The organism is Rhizobium sp. SVR5-9E, assembly GCF_056755095.1.
On sequence record NZ_JBNDHS010000008.1, the window covers coordinates 54,229 to 68,684 of the forward strand.

Sequence of the window (14,456 nt, forward strand, 5' to 3'; positions counted from 1 at the left end):
AGCACCGGCGAACAGATCGTCTCCACGGCGGCAAGCTACTTCTGAATGGGATCCAGTGAGGTGGTGGCGACGAAAAAGGGACTGCCCAAGCTCGCCTTTATCTGAGACAATTAGGCGGGGAGGACCGCCCTTTTGGCTGGCTCAGCCGCTGAGGACCGTCTCGAGGCAGTCGGAGACGGTGTGGGCCTGAAACCCGGTCAACGGGTGTGCTCGCTCGTCCACCGTGGCGGTTACGCCGACTACACCATCGCCGAAGCTGATCAAGTCATCGTGCTTCCAGACGAAATCGACTTCATCACCGCCGCCGCGCTTCCCGAGGTCGCAATGACGGTGGAATACAACCTGGTTGAACGGGCGGCCCTGAAACGACACGAATGGGTCCTCATTCGCGGTGGCTCGAGCGGCATTGGAAGCCACGCGGTTCAGCGTGCCAAGGCGATGGATGCAAAGGTGGCGGTGACCGCCGGTTCGGACGAAAAATACGCTTACTGCCAAACGCTAGGCGCCGACGTGGCCATCAACTATCGCAGCGTCGATTTCGTAGCGGCCGTCGTCGAGGCGACCGGAGGGCGGGGGGCAGACGTCGTGCTGGACAGGGTTGGCGGCGACTATATCGACCGCAATCTCAAGGCGATGGCAGCCGACGGTCGTTGCGCGATCATTTCGCTTCAGGGCGGCCGCAAGATTTCCGCTGATCTGGAGCCGCTTCTACGCCGCCGCCTGACCCTCGTCGGTTCCACCCTACGGCCACTGTCGAAGGCGGAGAAGGCGACGCATCGCAAAGCTGGGGTCACACGATGTATTGCCGCTCGTTGCGAACAACCGTATCCGTTCCTCAGTCGGCAAGACGTTTCCACTGGAAAAGGTTGAGGCCGCCCATCGGCTGCTTGAGAGTGGCGCGACGATGGGGAAAATTGTCTTGACCGTCGTTTAGAACGCGACAGGGCTTGCACCAGAGAACGAGGGCGTGGCCGCCTGCGAAGCTCGTCCCCCACAGTCCCACGCGCTCATCGTCCACTTCCGGGCGGTCCTGCAGATAAGAGATAGCGCGGCGCCAATCGGTGATCTGCTGCCAGGGATTGATGTCGTGCCGCGGTTCGCCACCGCTTTCGCCGAAGCCGCGATGATCATGCACCAGCACTACGAAACCAGCTTCTGCGAAGGCTTCCGCGATGGGCTCGATGCCATGATATTTCGTCCCGGCATATCCGTGCGCCATAGTGATGGCCGGAAGTGGCAGCTTGTGTCCCTCCGGAACGAACAGCCACGCGGAGAGCTCGATTCCCCCTCGGCGGGAAGCGTAGGTCGTGTTTCTTGAACATTGATCGAGTCCTGTTTCAGCGGTTAAGTGAGCCGAGAAGGGGAGCAAGCGCCAGCTCCTTCTCCCTTGTCTGCAATCCTCGTTCGAATGCCCTGCGCATCTGCAATGGGCAGTTTCATCCCGCACAAGCTCGCCAAAGAGGTCGGAATCGCATCGGAACTCCTCGATGGGGGCGAGCGTCACTTTGTTCACACGATCCTTGATCATTTCGCCGCCGGCGGCGGGGAAGCGCGCTATGCGGTAGGCAAGCCGACCCGAAAACCTTCCTTGAAGCTCGGATCTCTCCCGAGGACAATGGCGACATTCGGAGAGGTGGAAATTGCCACGCCTGAGGAGGAAATCTTACCACCATTGCGCAGTCAGGTGGCTAGCCACTCCCCCCAAAAGGCGAAACGCGTCCCGATTCTCATTCGCAAGCTCTACACCGCCGCGGTAATAAAGAAATGGTGTCTGCGGAACCTTGGGAAGACATCGAGCAACATAAACTTCCGAAGCCCAAAGGCCACATGCCATGGCCAGCGGAGTACGTCGAACGGTTTGAGAACTTCCATAAGCTTGGGAGTGCCGCACGCACCGCCTTCGCGTTCGCTCGCTTCCTCGGCAACCGGCGCGGTGACGTCGCTCTCGTTTCATGGGGCGAGCTTCACCCTCATCGCTACATCGATGACAGTACTAACGAGGTCCGCGTTGTGACGGTAGTCGAATTCTGGACGAGCAAAGACGAAAATAACGGCGGAAACGAGTATGTGACGGTGGTCGTTCGTCCCGAGCTTCAAGAAGTGCTGGCCGCTCTTGATCAGACCAAGGGCGGCACCATCCTTAAGACGCACTATGCAAGCCGTTCTCCCGAAAGAGCCTTACGAACCAGAGGGCAGTTTGAAAGGTATCCCGCCGGGTTACACCCTAAATGGCCTGCGCACGAGCTACGCCAATGAAATGGCGAGGGCGGCGCCGATCCTTTCGCCGTCCAAAAAACCGCTGGGGCATAAAAATATTCGGGATAACTCAGATATATCTCAAGAAGCTTGACGCGACGCCTATGGCTCTACGCGCCGCGGGGGAGAAGTAGTCCAATCCACGAGTCACTTACCGGTTAACCCGTTGAGATGAATAAAAGGTGGTGGGCCCGGAGGGAAACCAAGTTGGTTCAGTGAGCTGATAAAAGTGAAGGCTTGGGATGTTGAGCGTTATCACGTTCGCGAGGTTTATAGTACCCCATCGCGGAAGATGCGGCGCGCCCTCCCGCCAGTTCAGCGCGGCAAGCCTCGCCGAAATCCAGGAGAAAGTTCATCGCGCCGGACTGCGCGAGGTCGCGCATATCAGAGAGCGAGCGATTGGGGGTCAGGTAGGTTTCGACGATCCTCGCCATCGCCAGTTCGGCCGCGTCCACGACCGGCCGTGATGAAATCAGGCGCATTTGAGCGACCAATGCATAAAGAAGCACTAGGTCCGAGACGTCGTCCTTCTGATGGCTTATCGCATCGCCGTATAGCCGCGTGGCCTCGGCTATGAAATCCGAAAACAGCTTTTCGCGTTTGGCTACCTCGACCTCGCGATGCTTTTCCCTCACCTGGGACCGATGCGTCATCCAGGCGGTGGCGAACGAGGCGAGACCTCCGAGCGCGACGCCGGCGAGGCCCGTGAGGGCAGAGATGTATGGGTCCATGAGAATTCTCCTCTCGGATCGAAAGCGGCGCGGCCGACAAGCTACGTGCCTGGCGTAATCAGTACTTCTAGCCTGCTAGCGGAGGGCCTATCCAAACGCCTTCCGGCACTGCGGGGATGCTGTTCACCAACCCGTCGAGCATTCCATGCAGGACGTTCTCGGTCAGCTCCTCCATCTTGTCGCCAGGCCCGACGAGGCGGTCCGCCAGCAATAAAGTCAGACCGTGCATCTGTGACCAAAAAACGAGGATCGCTCCATCGATGGTGCGGGTATTGGCCTCGTTATCTGCAATTGGACGCCCGAGAGCGCCGTCGGAAATCGCCGCAACTATAAGGGCTTTCATGTTGTAGGCCGCGGTTCTTTCGATCGCGGGACGCCCTTCGTCCTGGCCGGCGAGGTAGCCCCCGAACATCAATCTGTAGAGCGCCGGATTGTTGACGCCGCCGCAGACGTATGCGCGGGCCATCGCCGCCAGCCTCTTGCGCGGGCTGTCGAGTTCCCTGGTCGCTTCAGCCATGCGCTCGGCCAGCAGTTCGAACCCCACCGCCGAGACGGCCGCCAGCAATTCGCGTTTGTCGGCGAAGTGTTTGTACGGGGCGTTGTGACTGACGCCCGCCCGACGGGCGAGCTCCCGAAGCGAAAACTCTGTGCTTTGAGACTCGCTCAACGCGTCGAGCGCGGCCTCGACAATCGCCCTGTGAAGGTCGCCGTGGTGATAGGGCCGCTGTTTTCTGGTGGAAATGTCTTGGGTCATATCCGTCGATTTAGAGAGGTAAGTTGCTCTTGTCAACATTTTGCTTGGAAGATGTTGACATTGTCCACTCCAGCCTTTAAGTGGGCGATGTCAACATGCGCTCCATCTTCCGGAAGGCAGCGCGAACCAGCAACAGAGGCGACACTTCATGGATATTCATCATTCCGTCGGACGCAAAACGCACCGCACAAAGGAGCGTCATCCGTTCGAGCGTATCGCTCTGTTGTTGCAAGGTGGGCGGGGCGCTCGGTTCCTATCAGGCCGGCGTCTATCAAGCTCTGGCCGAAGCCGGTCTGCATCCGGACTGGGTCGCCGGCATCTCCATCGGCGCCATCAACAGTGCCCTGATTGCCGGCAATCCGCCCGACAGGCGAGTGGAGGCGCTCCGGAGCTTCTGGGAGACGGTAACCGTCCCTGCTCACGGGATTCCCACTCTCTTTTCGGCAATTTTTGGAGCGTTCCAGGGTGACTTCGCGCGTGGCCTGCTCAATCAGACGCACGCCTTTGCAACCCTTATGAACGGCGCCGCGGGGTTCTTCACGCCCCGTCCGGTTCCACCTTTCTTTTCATCCGCCGGTCGTATCGAGGCGGAAAGCTTCTACGACGTCGCACCGCTCAAGGCGACGCTGGAGCGGCTGGTGGACTTCGACCGCATCACGGGAGTGATGCGTTTCAGCGTCGGTGCGGTCAACGTACGCACTGGCAACTTCGAGTATTTCGACACCACGAGCCACGATATCCGCCCCGAACACATCATGGCGCGCGGCTCCCTGCCGCCCGGCTTCCCTGCCGCTAGGATTGACGGCGAGTGTTACTGGGACGGGGGCCTCGTATCGAACACGCCGCTGCAATGGGTGCTCGACAACTCGCCGCGCCAGGACACGCTGACCTTTCAGGTCGACCTTTGGAGCGCGCGGGGCGAGTTCCCGCGTGACCTCCTTGGAATCGAACTGCGGCAGAAGGATATCCGGTTCTCGAGCCGCACGCGCGTGGCGACCGACCAATTCAGGTCGCAGCAGCGGCTAATCGCGCCCTAGGTCATCTGGTCGAACTCGTCCCCAAGGACGCGCTGCTGCGGGCCGATCCGGAGATCAAGCTTCTCGTCGATCAGGCCGACGAGAAGGTCTACAACATCGTCCAGCTCGTGTACCGGGCCAAGAACTACGAAGCTAGCTCCAAGGATTACGAGTTCTCCCGCCTGACCATGGAGGAGCACTGGACCTCCGGCTACAACGACGCGCTTCGAACACTGCGCCACCCCGAGGTGCTGCAGCGGCCCGACACGCCGGACGGTGTGGCTATTTTCGACTTCGATTGAGTTTTCACCAAAGAGAAGAGCACGACATGAAGATCGCCACAATCCGCGAGGATGCCTTCGCGATGCCGCTCAACAACCCCGCCTATCCGAGGCCACCCTACAAGTTCTACAACCGCGAATTTGTCGTCATCAACTACCGGACCGATCCGGAGGCCCTTCGCGCCCTCGTGCCGGAGCCGCTGGAAGTCATCAGCGACACTGTCGCCTATGAATTCATCCGCATGCCGGATTCGACCGGATTCGGCGACTATACGGAAACCGGGCAGGTCATTCCGGTGCGGTTCACGACGTCATCGGGCAGGGTGCAGGAAGGCAGCTACGTGCATGCTATGTATCTTGACGACAACTCTCCGATCGCCGGCGGCCGCGAGATTTGGGGCTTTCCAAAGAAACTGGCGACTCCGAAGCTGTCGCACGAGCAGGAGACGCTGGTCGGGACGCTCCACTACGGCTCGGTTTTGTGCGTGACGGCGACCATGGGCTACAAGCATCGCGAGCTCCCGCTGGAGCCGCTGGCAAAAGCGATGGCGAAGCCAGCCTTCGTGCTGAAGGTCATCCCGCACGTGGACGGTTCGCCGCGGATTTGCGAACTGGTGCGCTACTATCTCGAGGATGTGACGCTGAAGGGCGCATGGGCAGGGATGGCGGCCCTGCAATTGTTCGATCACGCAATGTGCGACGTCGCGCGTCTACCTGTGCGCGAGGTCACGTCGGCCAGCCATTACGTTGCCGACCTGACGCTCGGCCTCGGCGAGGTCGTGTTCGATTACTTCCAAAACGACTGATCTCCTGCAATTGAAAGGAACTATCCATGACTCGATTTGATGGACGAGTGGCGATTGTCACAGGAGCCGCAAGCGGCATCGGCAAAGAGATAGCGCTTCGGTTCGCCGCCGAAGGCGGCATCCCCGTAGTCGCCGACCTTAATCTCGACGCAGCGAACGCAACGGCCGCCGAGATCAAAAGCAAGGGCAGCGATACCTTCGCCGTTGCGATGAACGTCGCCGACGAGGAGCAGGTGGAAAAGGCCGTTGACGACGTGGTCGCCATGTTCGGCAAGGTCGACGTGCTCGTCAGCAATGCTGGCATCCAGATCGTCAGGCCGCTGGTCGACTTTCCCTTTGCTGACTGGAGAAAGCTGCTTTCGATCCATCTCGACGGCGCCTTTTTGACCACCCGCGCCTGCCTCAAGCACATGTATGCCGCCAATTACGGCCGGGTGATCTACATGGGTTCTGTGCACTCCAAGGAAGCCTCGAAGCTGAAGGCGCCCTATGTCACGGCGAAGCACGGTCTGATCGGATTGGCCAAGGTGCTCGCAAAGGAAGGAGCCGAGCACAACGTCACGGCCAACGTCGTCTGCCCCGGCTTCGTTCGCACGCCGCTCGTCGACAAACAGATCCCCGAGCAGGCGCGGGAACTCGGCCTCAGCGAGGAGCAGGTAGTCAAGACGGTTATGCTCAAGGACACGGTCGACGGCGAGTTCACCAGCACCGATGACGTGGCCGACGCCGTTCTCTATTTCGCGGCGGCTAGTTCGAACGCCGTGACGGGTCAGTCGCTGGTCGTGAGCCACGGCTGGTTCATGCAGTAGGATCAAATCGCGAACAGACGGACGAACGGCGACACCCCTTGTGACGCCGTGGGACAGGAACTTCTGCACCCGGGACCAGCTTTACCTCGCGACGAGCCGCAGTGGCCTGGCGCGCTCTCGTTCTTTAGTATCAAAGGAAATGAACATGGCAGTCTTCAATGATTTGCGGCGGGTTGTCTCGCACGCCCAACGACGTTCGGTGGCCACGAGCCGCTCCGTCGATGTCGTAAGCATGCGAGACTGCGGAAGGCCGTCCAGACCACTGCGCTCGGCATGTTCGTAGGATTCGCCGCGCTGCCGACAGCCCGAGCAGATGACCAGCCCCCGCCGGTGAAACCGGCGATCAGCGACGAGGCAGCGACTGCCGTTTCGCAGATGGGAAAGACCCTGCATGCGAGGGACTTGTCGGTCACGGCAAGAACGGTCAGCGCCGTCGAGTTTGTCGGCGATGACGGCAGACACGATCTATTCTACGACGGCACATGACGATCTCCGCGTCGGACGACATACCGTCCGCGCTCGACGAGGTCGCAACCAAGCTGGACGTCGATTTTCCGCTCGGCGCGCTTTTTGCGCGCTCTCCGGACGAAGTGCTGCTAGGGGACGCCTTGTCCGCCTCACAGGTAGGGACCGCCAATGTTGACTGTGTCGAGTGCCGGCATCTGCTTTTCTCACGGAAGTCCGGCATCGATGTGGAATTGTGGGTCGAGAAGAATGACGCGACGACGCCGCATCGTCTGGTCGTCACCTATCCGTTGCTGCAGGGCCAACCAAGCTTCGTTGCCGAATTCACCAGTTGGAAGACCCAGCCGCCTCTGTCCGACTCCGAATTCACGTTTGCGCCTCCTGCGGATGTGAAAAAGATCGATCCGACACCAGCCGTCGCGTTGGGAACGGAAGGGAGCAGGTGATGAACTATCTGAAGCGCACCTGCCTTGCTTTTCTCGCTTTGACGGCCATCACATCGGACATTGCCTTCGGTCAGTTTGCGCCACCTGGAGGTCCGCCACCCCTCCCGTCTGGAGGGCCACCCCATTTCCGTCGGCAGGGCCGGGCGGCCCCCCACGTCCGCAGATAGGCCGCCCCCCACGTCCGCCGATGGCGAGCCACGGTCGGCCGCCGGTGGGCGCGCAGAACCGTCCACCAGTGAACCCACGTACTCGTATGCCAGATGTCGGCGGCGCAAAGGGGCGATTGGCGGAAGGTCCAAGCCACAGAGGGAGCAACCTGTCCGGAAGCGTCCGCAACACCCTTAACTCGGGGGGTAACATCAATGGAAACCGCACCTTCATGAACTCCGGGGGCAATATCGTCGCGAAGGACTCGGGCAACCTTACCGTCAACAACTCTGGCGATCTCAAGGTCTCGGGCAATCGCAATGGATACTTTGGCCATGGATACTATGGTCGTGGAGACCATGGTGTAGGCGACGATGGTCCGGGAGAGTATGGCGGTGGAGACTATGGGCGTGGATACAATCGCCGCGACGCGTACGTCCTAGGCGGGTATGCGGCGGGCGTCGTCACTGGTGCGGCCACCGCCTCGAGCGCCGGCGGAATGACTTATTCTTCCTATGGAGATCAGTCTTGATCCTCTACGGGTTCCTATGGCGCAGCGTCATCGAGTTCGTCCCAAGGCAGCGTGGGCTCCGCTAACGCGGCGTCGTCGGGTTCATCTCACGGGGGTTCTTCAGGTTCGTCTCACACCAGGTCTTCAGGCTCATCTGGCGGAGAATATGCGACCTCTTCCGATCAGAGCCGCTCCGACCGGCCTGTTTGCAGCGGAGAGGGCGGCTCGAACCAGAGCGGCGGCCATGGCGGTTCCCAGTCTGTCAATCCTCTAATTGCCGGCTGTTTGAGAGCCTGCCGCCGGAGGGCACGGCATGGACATCGGAAGATGCGGTCGGTTGGCTTCAGGCTGCGGCCGCCTATAAGATCCAGGGAAACATCTTGGTCACGGGCGAAGTCCCGCCGTCGGATTACAATCGCGCTTCTAGTGGAAATTAGATTCAGCTCGGCATGTTGAAGAGGCTGAGGCCGGATGTCGCGCGACATATCCGGCCTTCGCAGCAGGGCCCGTAATCGGTCGGCGCAGGATTCCCGAAGGCTGTCGATGGCGGTCGCTAGATCCGCGGATGAAGCGGAGTTGTTCCGAAGCATTTCCTGGAAAAGAACGTCCTTGGTCGGAAAATAGAGGTAGACCGTTCCCTTTGTTATTCCCTAGCGGGTGGCGACGTCTTTAGCCGGACTTCCCTATATTCTCTCCTCGCAAACTCCTCAAACGCGGCCTCCAGTATTTCACGAGGCCGCCTTGCCTTCTGCTCCGCCCGCGATGTTTTCTTTCCAATTCGTTTGACAACATCGGGGGTACACCTGTGGTGGCCCGCTCAGGACCCTTGCCGGTGACTTGGTCTTACCTGTTCAACTTGAATCAATGTTGCGTGTGTCAACATTTTTGATCCGAAGGATGTTGACATCGCCTACTTTTGCCATTAAGTGGGCATTGTCAACATCTGGCAGTGGCCTTTTACACGCAGCAGATTGAAGCTGGCCGATCAACAACGCGGCTCTCTTCGCAACCTTACCGGAGCAAAAATGCAGTCCTTTCGATTGCTGGGAATTGGTCTCGCCTGCGCAGTTCTGGCTGCCTGCGAAGACAAAGCTGAAGTGGCGCCGCCACAGCAGCAGGTCCGTGTCGTCGCGGCCGCCGAGGCTCAGTATCAACCCGGTGCGGAAATCACCGGCGAGATGAAGGCCAGGGTTCAGACCGAGCTCTCCTTTCGCGTCAGCGGCCGGGTTCTTGAGAGAAGGGTCGACATCGGATCGCATGTCCACGCCGGCGACGTTCTTGCCCGCCTCAACGACACGGAACAGCAGGCGGACGTCAGCGTCGCCCGCGCTGGAGTCGGCGCAGGCCGTCCTTACACAGAAGACACTGGCGTTCGAGCGTTCGAGGTCGCTCCTGAGGTCGCAGGCTGTCCCGCAGGCGATCTTTGACGATGCGCAGAAGGAGCTGCTGAGCGCGCAGTCTTCCCTCGAGACCGGCGAGGCCGCGCTTGCGACTGCCGAGGACGCGCTGTCATACACCGAGCTTAAGGCCACCGCGGACGGCATTATCACCGCGCGCGGCATCGAAGCCGGGCAGGTGGTATCAGCAGCGCAGTCCGCCTTCACGCTCGCCCATGACGGTCCCCGAGACGCAGTGTTCGATGTCTTCGAGGCGTTCTTCCTGGATGGCCGGCCGTTGAAGGACGTCGAGGTGGCACCCGTGTCGGACCCCTCCCGCGACGTCCATGGCAACATACGCGAGGTTTCACCCGTCATAGATGGGAAGGGTGGCACGATCCGGATCAAGGTGGGGCTCCAGGGCGGCACGCCATGGCCGCTCGGGACGCCCGTGGTGGGCAAGCTGCGGGCCGCGCCGCGCGACGGAATCGTGCTGCCCTACACCGCGATCGCATCAGCCGAAGGCGAACCCGCCGTGTGGCTCGTGAACGGCAAAAACCACTCGGTTTCGCTCCGGAAGATCTCTGTCGGCCGATACCGCCAGAGCGATTTCGTCGTCACGGGCGGCGTCGCCCCGCACGACCTGGTCGTGACCGAAGGTGGAAAGTTCCTCAAGGAAGGCCAGGCAGTCGCCTGGGATGGCAAGTGAGATGACTCTCAATCGCATATGCACCTCTCTCTCGCTTCTTCTGTCTATGTCGCTTCTTGCAGGCTGCGATCAGAACTCCGTCGCAAGAGAGCACTCGGGTCCTCGTCCAGTTAAAGTCGTCATAGCTGCGGCCGAAAGCAACCAGGCGCCAAGCTTGCCTGGCGTCGTACGCGCCCGTATCGAGACCGATCTGGCGTTCCGGACGCTCGGACGAATGGTGTCTCGCAAGGTCGACGTGGGCGACCTGGTCCACAAGGGCGATGTCCTCGCGGAGATCGATCCTCTTAGTCTCCAGCTCGCGGTCAAGAGCGCGGAAGCCGATCTGCGCAACGCTCAGGCGCAGTTGGAGAACGCCGTGACCACCGAAATGCGCAAGCGAAGGCTCGTGCAACGCAATGCGGCAAGCGTTGCCGATCACGATCTTGCCGAACAGCAGCTCAAGTCGGCTACCGCCAATGCTGCGAAAGCAACGGCAAGCCTTGCGAAGGCGCATGAGCAGCTTGGCTACTCCGAGCTGAGGGCCGAGTTCGATGGCGTCATCACCGCCGCGTTCGTAGAGATGGGCCAGACCGTCTCTGCCGGCCAGCCGGTCGTGAAGCTGGCACGCCTCGAACAGCGCGACGTGATCGTCGACATTCCGGAGGCGCAGCTCAGTAACATTCGCCTGGACGACCGCTTCAGCGTCGCCCTCCAGCTCGACAGCAAGATTCAAGCCATTGGCGTCGTCCGCGAGATCGCGCCTCAGGCCGATCCGAACACCCGCACCTATCGGCTGAAGATCGCCATCGATCAGGGCCCGGACATCTTCCGACTCGGCGCCGTGGTGACCGCGACGCCGTTTGTCGATGAAAGGACACAGGCCATCGCGCTACCGGTCTTCGCCATCCGCAGCGAAGGCGGCGCCATCCAGGTCTGGGTGGTGGATCGCTCGACAGCCACCGTGGCTAAGCGACCGGTTGAACTGGATGACCCGGCGTCCGGCGCCCGTTCCGTCAAGGTTCTATCGGGCCTGCGGGAAGGGGAAGAGATTGTCGTCGCCGGAATCGACCAACTTGTCGATGGACAGAAAGTGAAACTCGCACCGGAGCTACGCCCGTGAAAAAATTCAACCTTTCGGACTGGGCGCTCAAGCATCGTTCTCTCGTCTGGTATTTCATGATCATGTTCGCGGTAGCGGGCACCTTCGCCTATCTCGGGCTCGGTCGCGAAGAAGATCCGTCTTTCACGATCAAGACGATGGTGATCCAGGCCCGGTGGCCGGGCGCTTCCGCTGAGGAGGTGACACAGCAGGTCACCGACCGCATCGAAAAAAAGCTGCAGGAACTCGACAACCTCGAACACACACGCAGCATCACGACCGCCGGTCAGACGATCGTCTTCGTCGACCTGCTGCCGGATACGAACGCGCGGGACGTGAAGCCCACCTGGTCGCGCGTCCGCAATCTAATCGACGACATCACCTACGAGTTTCCCCAAGGCGTGGTCGGACCGTTCTTCGATGACCAGTTCGGCGACGTGTACGGCAATATCTTTGCCTTCATGGACGACAGCGGACTTAGCCAGCGGGAACTGCGCGATTTCGCCGAGAACGCCCGAACGCAAATCCTCAAGATCCCCGACGTCGGCAAGGTCGACGTGGTCGGTGCGCAGGACGAGGTGATCTACCTCGAATTCTCGACCCGCAAGATCGCCGCCCTCGGCATCGACCGCTCCGCCATCATCGCCACGCTGCAGGCGCAAAACGCTGTCACGCAGTCTGGTTTTGTCGAAACCGGACCGGAGCGCGTTGCCTTGCGGGTCGGCGGGCGGTTCATCTCCGAAGAGACCTTGCGTAGGATCAATCTCAGGGTCAACGACCGCTTTTTCCCGCTGACGGACGTCGCCACCATCACGCGCGGCTACGTCGACCCGCCAACTTCGCTCTTCCGCTTTAACGGAAAGCCGGCCATAGCGCTCGCGATCGGCATGAAGACGGGCGGCAACCTCCTTGCCTTCGGCGAAGCGCTCGACAAGACGATGAGCAGGATCGTTGAGAACCTTCCCGTTGGCGTCTCGGTCCAACAGGTTTCCGACCAACCGAAGGTGGTCGACGAGGCAGTGGGGGGCTTCACAAGGGCCCTGTTCGAAGCGGTCGCGATCGTGCTCGCGATCAGCTTCATCAGCCTCGGGATGAGGGCTGGCCTGGTTGTGGCGGTTGCGATCCCGCTGGTTCTCGCCATCACCTTCCTGGTGATGCTCTACACCGGCATCTCGCTGCAGCGCATCTCGCTCGGAGCGCTGATCATCGCGCTCGGGCTTCTCGTGGACGACGCCATGATCGCCGTCGAGATGATGGTCGCGCGGCTGGAAGCTGGCGACAGTCTGAGGAATGCCGCGACCTACGTCTATACCTCGACAGCCTTCCCGATGCTTACCGGCACGCTCGTAACTGTGGCGGGTTTCATTCCTGTCGCTTTCAACAAGAGCAACGCAGGCGAGTTCACCTTCACTCTTTTTGTCGTCATTGCCGTGTCGCTCGTCGTTTCGTGGGTGGTCGCGGTTTTGTTCACGCCTCTGATTGGCGTGACCATTCTACCGAAGACAATGAAGAAGCATGCTGAGCACAAGGGGCGCTTTGCCAGGGCGTTTTCGAGCCTGCTGCAGTTCTGCCTGCGCTGGCGCTGGATGACGATCGTCGCAACAGTTCTCCTCTTCGCTGGATCGATCGTCGGCTTGTCGATGGTGCAACAGCAGTTTTTCCCGAGCTCCGACCGTCCTGAACTGATCATCGACTGGAACCTGCCGCAGAACAGTTCGATTACGGAAACGAGCCGCCAGATGGCCCAATTCGAGCATGAGATGCTTGCCGGCAACCCTGGCGTCGAACATTGGTCGACATACGTCGGCAGGGGCGCGCCGCGCTTCCTTCTATCCTTCGACGTGCAGCCGGCCGACGTGTCCTTCGGCCAGACGATCATTGTCACGAAGGATCTCGACGTCCGCGACAAGCTGAAGCAGCAGATGGAAACCTACCTTCAGAAGACCTTTCCGGGAACGGACGCCTATGTGAAGCTACTGGACATCGGGCCCCCGGTCGGCAAGCCGATCCAGTACCGCGTGTCCGGCGAAAATCTGCAGACGGTGCGCGACCTGGCACAGAAGCTGGGCTCGATCGTCGGCTCCCATCCTTCCCTCAGGAACCTTGCCTTCGACTGGAACGAGCCGGCCCGTGTCGTGAAGATTGACGTGCTGCAGGACAAGGCCAGGCAGCTCGGTGTTTCCTCCCAGGACATCGCGATGGCGCTCAACACCGTCGTACAGGGAAATGCCGTGACGCAGGTCCGGGACGACATCTATCTGGTCGACGTCATCGGCCGTGCCGCGGAAAAGGAGCGCGGCTCGATCGACACGCTGCTTGATCTGCAACTGCAGAGCAGCAGCGGCCAGTCGGTCCCGCTGACATCGGTCGCAACCTTCCACTATGAGCTCGAACAGCCGACCATCTGGCGGCGCGACAGAGTTCCGACCATCACGATCAAGGCGGGGATTGGCGATGCGACGCAGCCGGCGACTGTCGTGAAGGCGCTCTCCGACAAGGTTGCGGCCTTCGAAAAGACGCTGCCGGCCGGGTACTCGGTCAAAGTGGGCGGCGCGGTCGAGGAAAGCGCCAAGTCGCAGGGTCCGATCGCCAAGGTGGCGCCTGCCATGTTCGTCATCATGGCGACGCTCCTGATGATCCAGCTTCAGAGCTTCCACAGGCTTCTCCTGGTCTTCTCGGTGGCCCCTCTGGCCCTCATCGGCGTCGTCGTGGCGCTCCTTGCCAGCAACTCGCCCTTGGGGTTTGTCGCACTCCTCGGCGTTCTCGCGCTGGTCGGGATCCTCATCCGCAACTCCGTGATCCTGATCGTCCAGATCGAGGAGTTACGCGCAGAGGGGATGTCCGCGTGGAATGCCGTGGTGGAGGCGACGGAACATCGCATGCGGCCGATCATGCTGACGGCAGCGGCCGCGACCCTGGCTCTCATTCCGATCTCGCATGAGATATTCTGGGGTCCAATGGCCTACGCGATGATGGGCGGGATCGTCGTCGGCACGGCGCTGACGCTTCTCTTCCTGCCGGCGCTCTATGTCGCGTGGTTCCGGATTCCTCGCGAAGTCGAGCAGAACTGA

The 14,456-nt window shown here is 60.8% G+C and carries 12 protein-coding genes and 3 pseudogenes; 12 read left to right on the top strand and 3 right to left on the bottom strand.

What is annotated here, in order from left to right; genetic code table 11:
• Positions 1-132 precede the first annotated feature (132 nt).
• A complete protein-coding gene (locus ACPYOJ_RS06735) occupies positions 133-870 on the top strand; it encodes a zinc-binding dehydrogenase (RefSeq protein ID WP_481415556.1) in 738 nt (245 codons plus the stop codon).
• Positions 857-934, top strand: a complete 78-nt coding sequence (locus ACPYOJ_RS06740; RefSeq protein ID WP_481415606.1) for a hypothetical protein — start codon at positions 857-859, stop codon at positions 932-934. Before ACPYOJ_RS06735 ends, ACPYOJ_RS06740 begins: the two co-directional genes overlap by 14 nt.
• 27 nt (positions 935-961) lie before the next feature.
• On the opposite strand, the pseudogene ACPYOJ_RS06745 reads toward ACPYOJ_RS06740, so the two are convergent.
• Positions 962-1,528: pseudogene (locus tag ACPYOJ_RS06745) on the bottom strand (alpha/beta hydrolase); the annotation flags it as partial.
• A 236-nt stretch (positions 1,529-1,764) separates the two neighbouring features.
• On the opposite strand from ACPYOJ_RS06745, the gene ACPYOJ_RS06750 reads away from it, so the two are divergent.
• Entirely contained in the window at positions 1,765-2,256 is a 492-nt protein-coding gene (locus ACPYOJ_RS06750; protein WP_481415557.1) for a hypothetical protein, read from the top strand.
• A 212-nt stretch (positions 2,257-2,468) separates the two neighbouring features.
• Here the strand turns inward: ACPYOJ_RS06750 and ACPYOJ_RS06755 are convergent, their stop codons facing one another.
• Positions 2,469-2,987: a hypothetical protein gene (locus ACPYOJ_RS06755; protein ID WP_481415558.1), complete on the bottom strand. Its 519-nt coding sequence runs from the start codon at positions 2,985-2,987 to the stop codon at positions 2,469-2,471.
• Positions 2,988-3,054: 67 nt separating this feature from the next.
• The gene (locus ACPYOJ_RS06760) at positions 3,055-3,741 is read right to left on the bottom strand and encodes a TetR/AcrR family transcriptional regulator (RefSeq protein ID WP_481415559.1); all 687 of its coding nucleotides are present in this window, start codon (positions 3,739-3,741) and stop codon (positions 3,055-3,057) included.
• 148 nt (positions 3,742-3,889) lie between these two features.
• Between ACPYOJ_RS06760 and ACPYOJ_RS06765 the strand changes: the two are divergent.
• The 9 genes and pseudogenes from ACPYOJ_RS06765 to ACPYOJ_RS06805 all read left to right on the top strand — a co-directional run bounded on the left by ACPYOJ_RS06765 (position 3,890) and on the right by ACPYOJ_RS06805 (position 14,456).
• Positions 3,890-5,059: pseudogene (locus ACPYOJ_RS06765) on the top strand (patatin-like phospholipase family protein).
• Between the two features lie 26 nt (positions 5,060-5,085).
• The gene (locus ACPYOJ_RS06770; protein WP_481415560.1) at positions 5,086-5,844 is read left to right on the top strand and encodes an acetoacetate decarboxylase; all 759 of its coding nucleotides are present in this window, start codon (positions 5,086-5,088) and stop codon (positions 5,842-5,844) included.
• Between the two features lie 26 nt (positions 5,845-5,870).
• Entirely contained in the window at positions 5,871-6,653 is a 783-nt protein-coding gene (locus tag ACPYOJ_RS06775) for a 3-hydroxybutyrate dehydrogenase (protein WP_481415561.1), read from the top strand.
• 273 nt (positions 6,654-6,926) lie between these two features.
• The gene (locus ACPYOJ_RS06780) at positions 6,927-7,139 is read left to right on the top strand and encodes a hypothetical protein (protein WP_481415562.1); all 213 of its coding nucleotides are present in this window, start codon (positions 6,927-6,929) and stop codon (positions 7,137-7,139) included.
• Positions 7,136-7,564 (top strand): DUF2092 domain-containing protein, encoded by a 429-nt coding sequence (locus ACPYOJ_RS06785; protein WP_481415563.1) that lies wholly within the window; start codon positions 7,136-7,138, stop codon positions 7,562-7,564. The genes ACPYOJ_RS06780 and ACPYOJ_RS06785 overlap by 4 nt, the downstream gene beginning before the upstream one ends.
• A 379-nt stretch (positions 7,565-7,943) precedes the next feature.
• Positions 7,944-8,243 (top strand): hypothetical protein, encoded by a 300-nt coding sequence (locus tag ACPYOJ_RS06790; protein WP_481415564.1) that lies wholly within the window; start codon positions 7,944-7,946, stop codon positions 8,241-8,243.
• A 1,004-nt stretch (positions 8,244-9,247) separates the two neighbouring features.
• Positions 9,248-10,307 (top strand): annotated as a pseudogene (locus tag ACPYOJ_RS06795) (efflux RND transporter periplasmic adaptor subunit).
• A 1-nt stretch (position 10,308) separates the two neighbouring features.
• A complete protein-coding gene (locus ACPYOJ_RS06800; protein WP_481415565.1) occupies positions 10,309-11,406 on the top strand; it encodes an efflux RND transporter periplasmic adaptor subunit in 1,098 nt (365 codons plus the stop codon).
• Positions 11,403-14,456: an efflux RND transporter permease subunit gene (locus tag ACPYOJ_RS06805; protein WP_481415566.1), complete on the top strand. Its 3,054-nt coding sequence runs from the start codon at positions 11,403-11,405 to the stop codon at positions 14,454-14,456. The genes ACPYOJ_RS06800 and ACPYOJ_RS06805 overlap by 4 nt, the downstream gene beginning before the upstream one ends.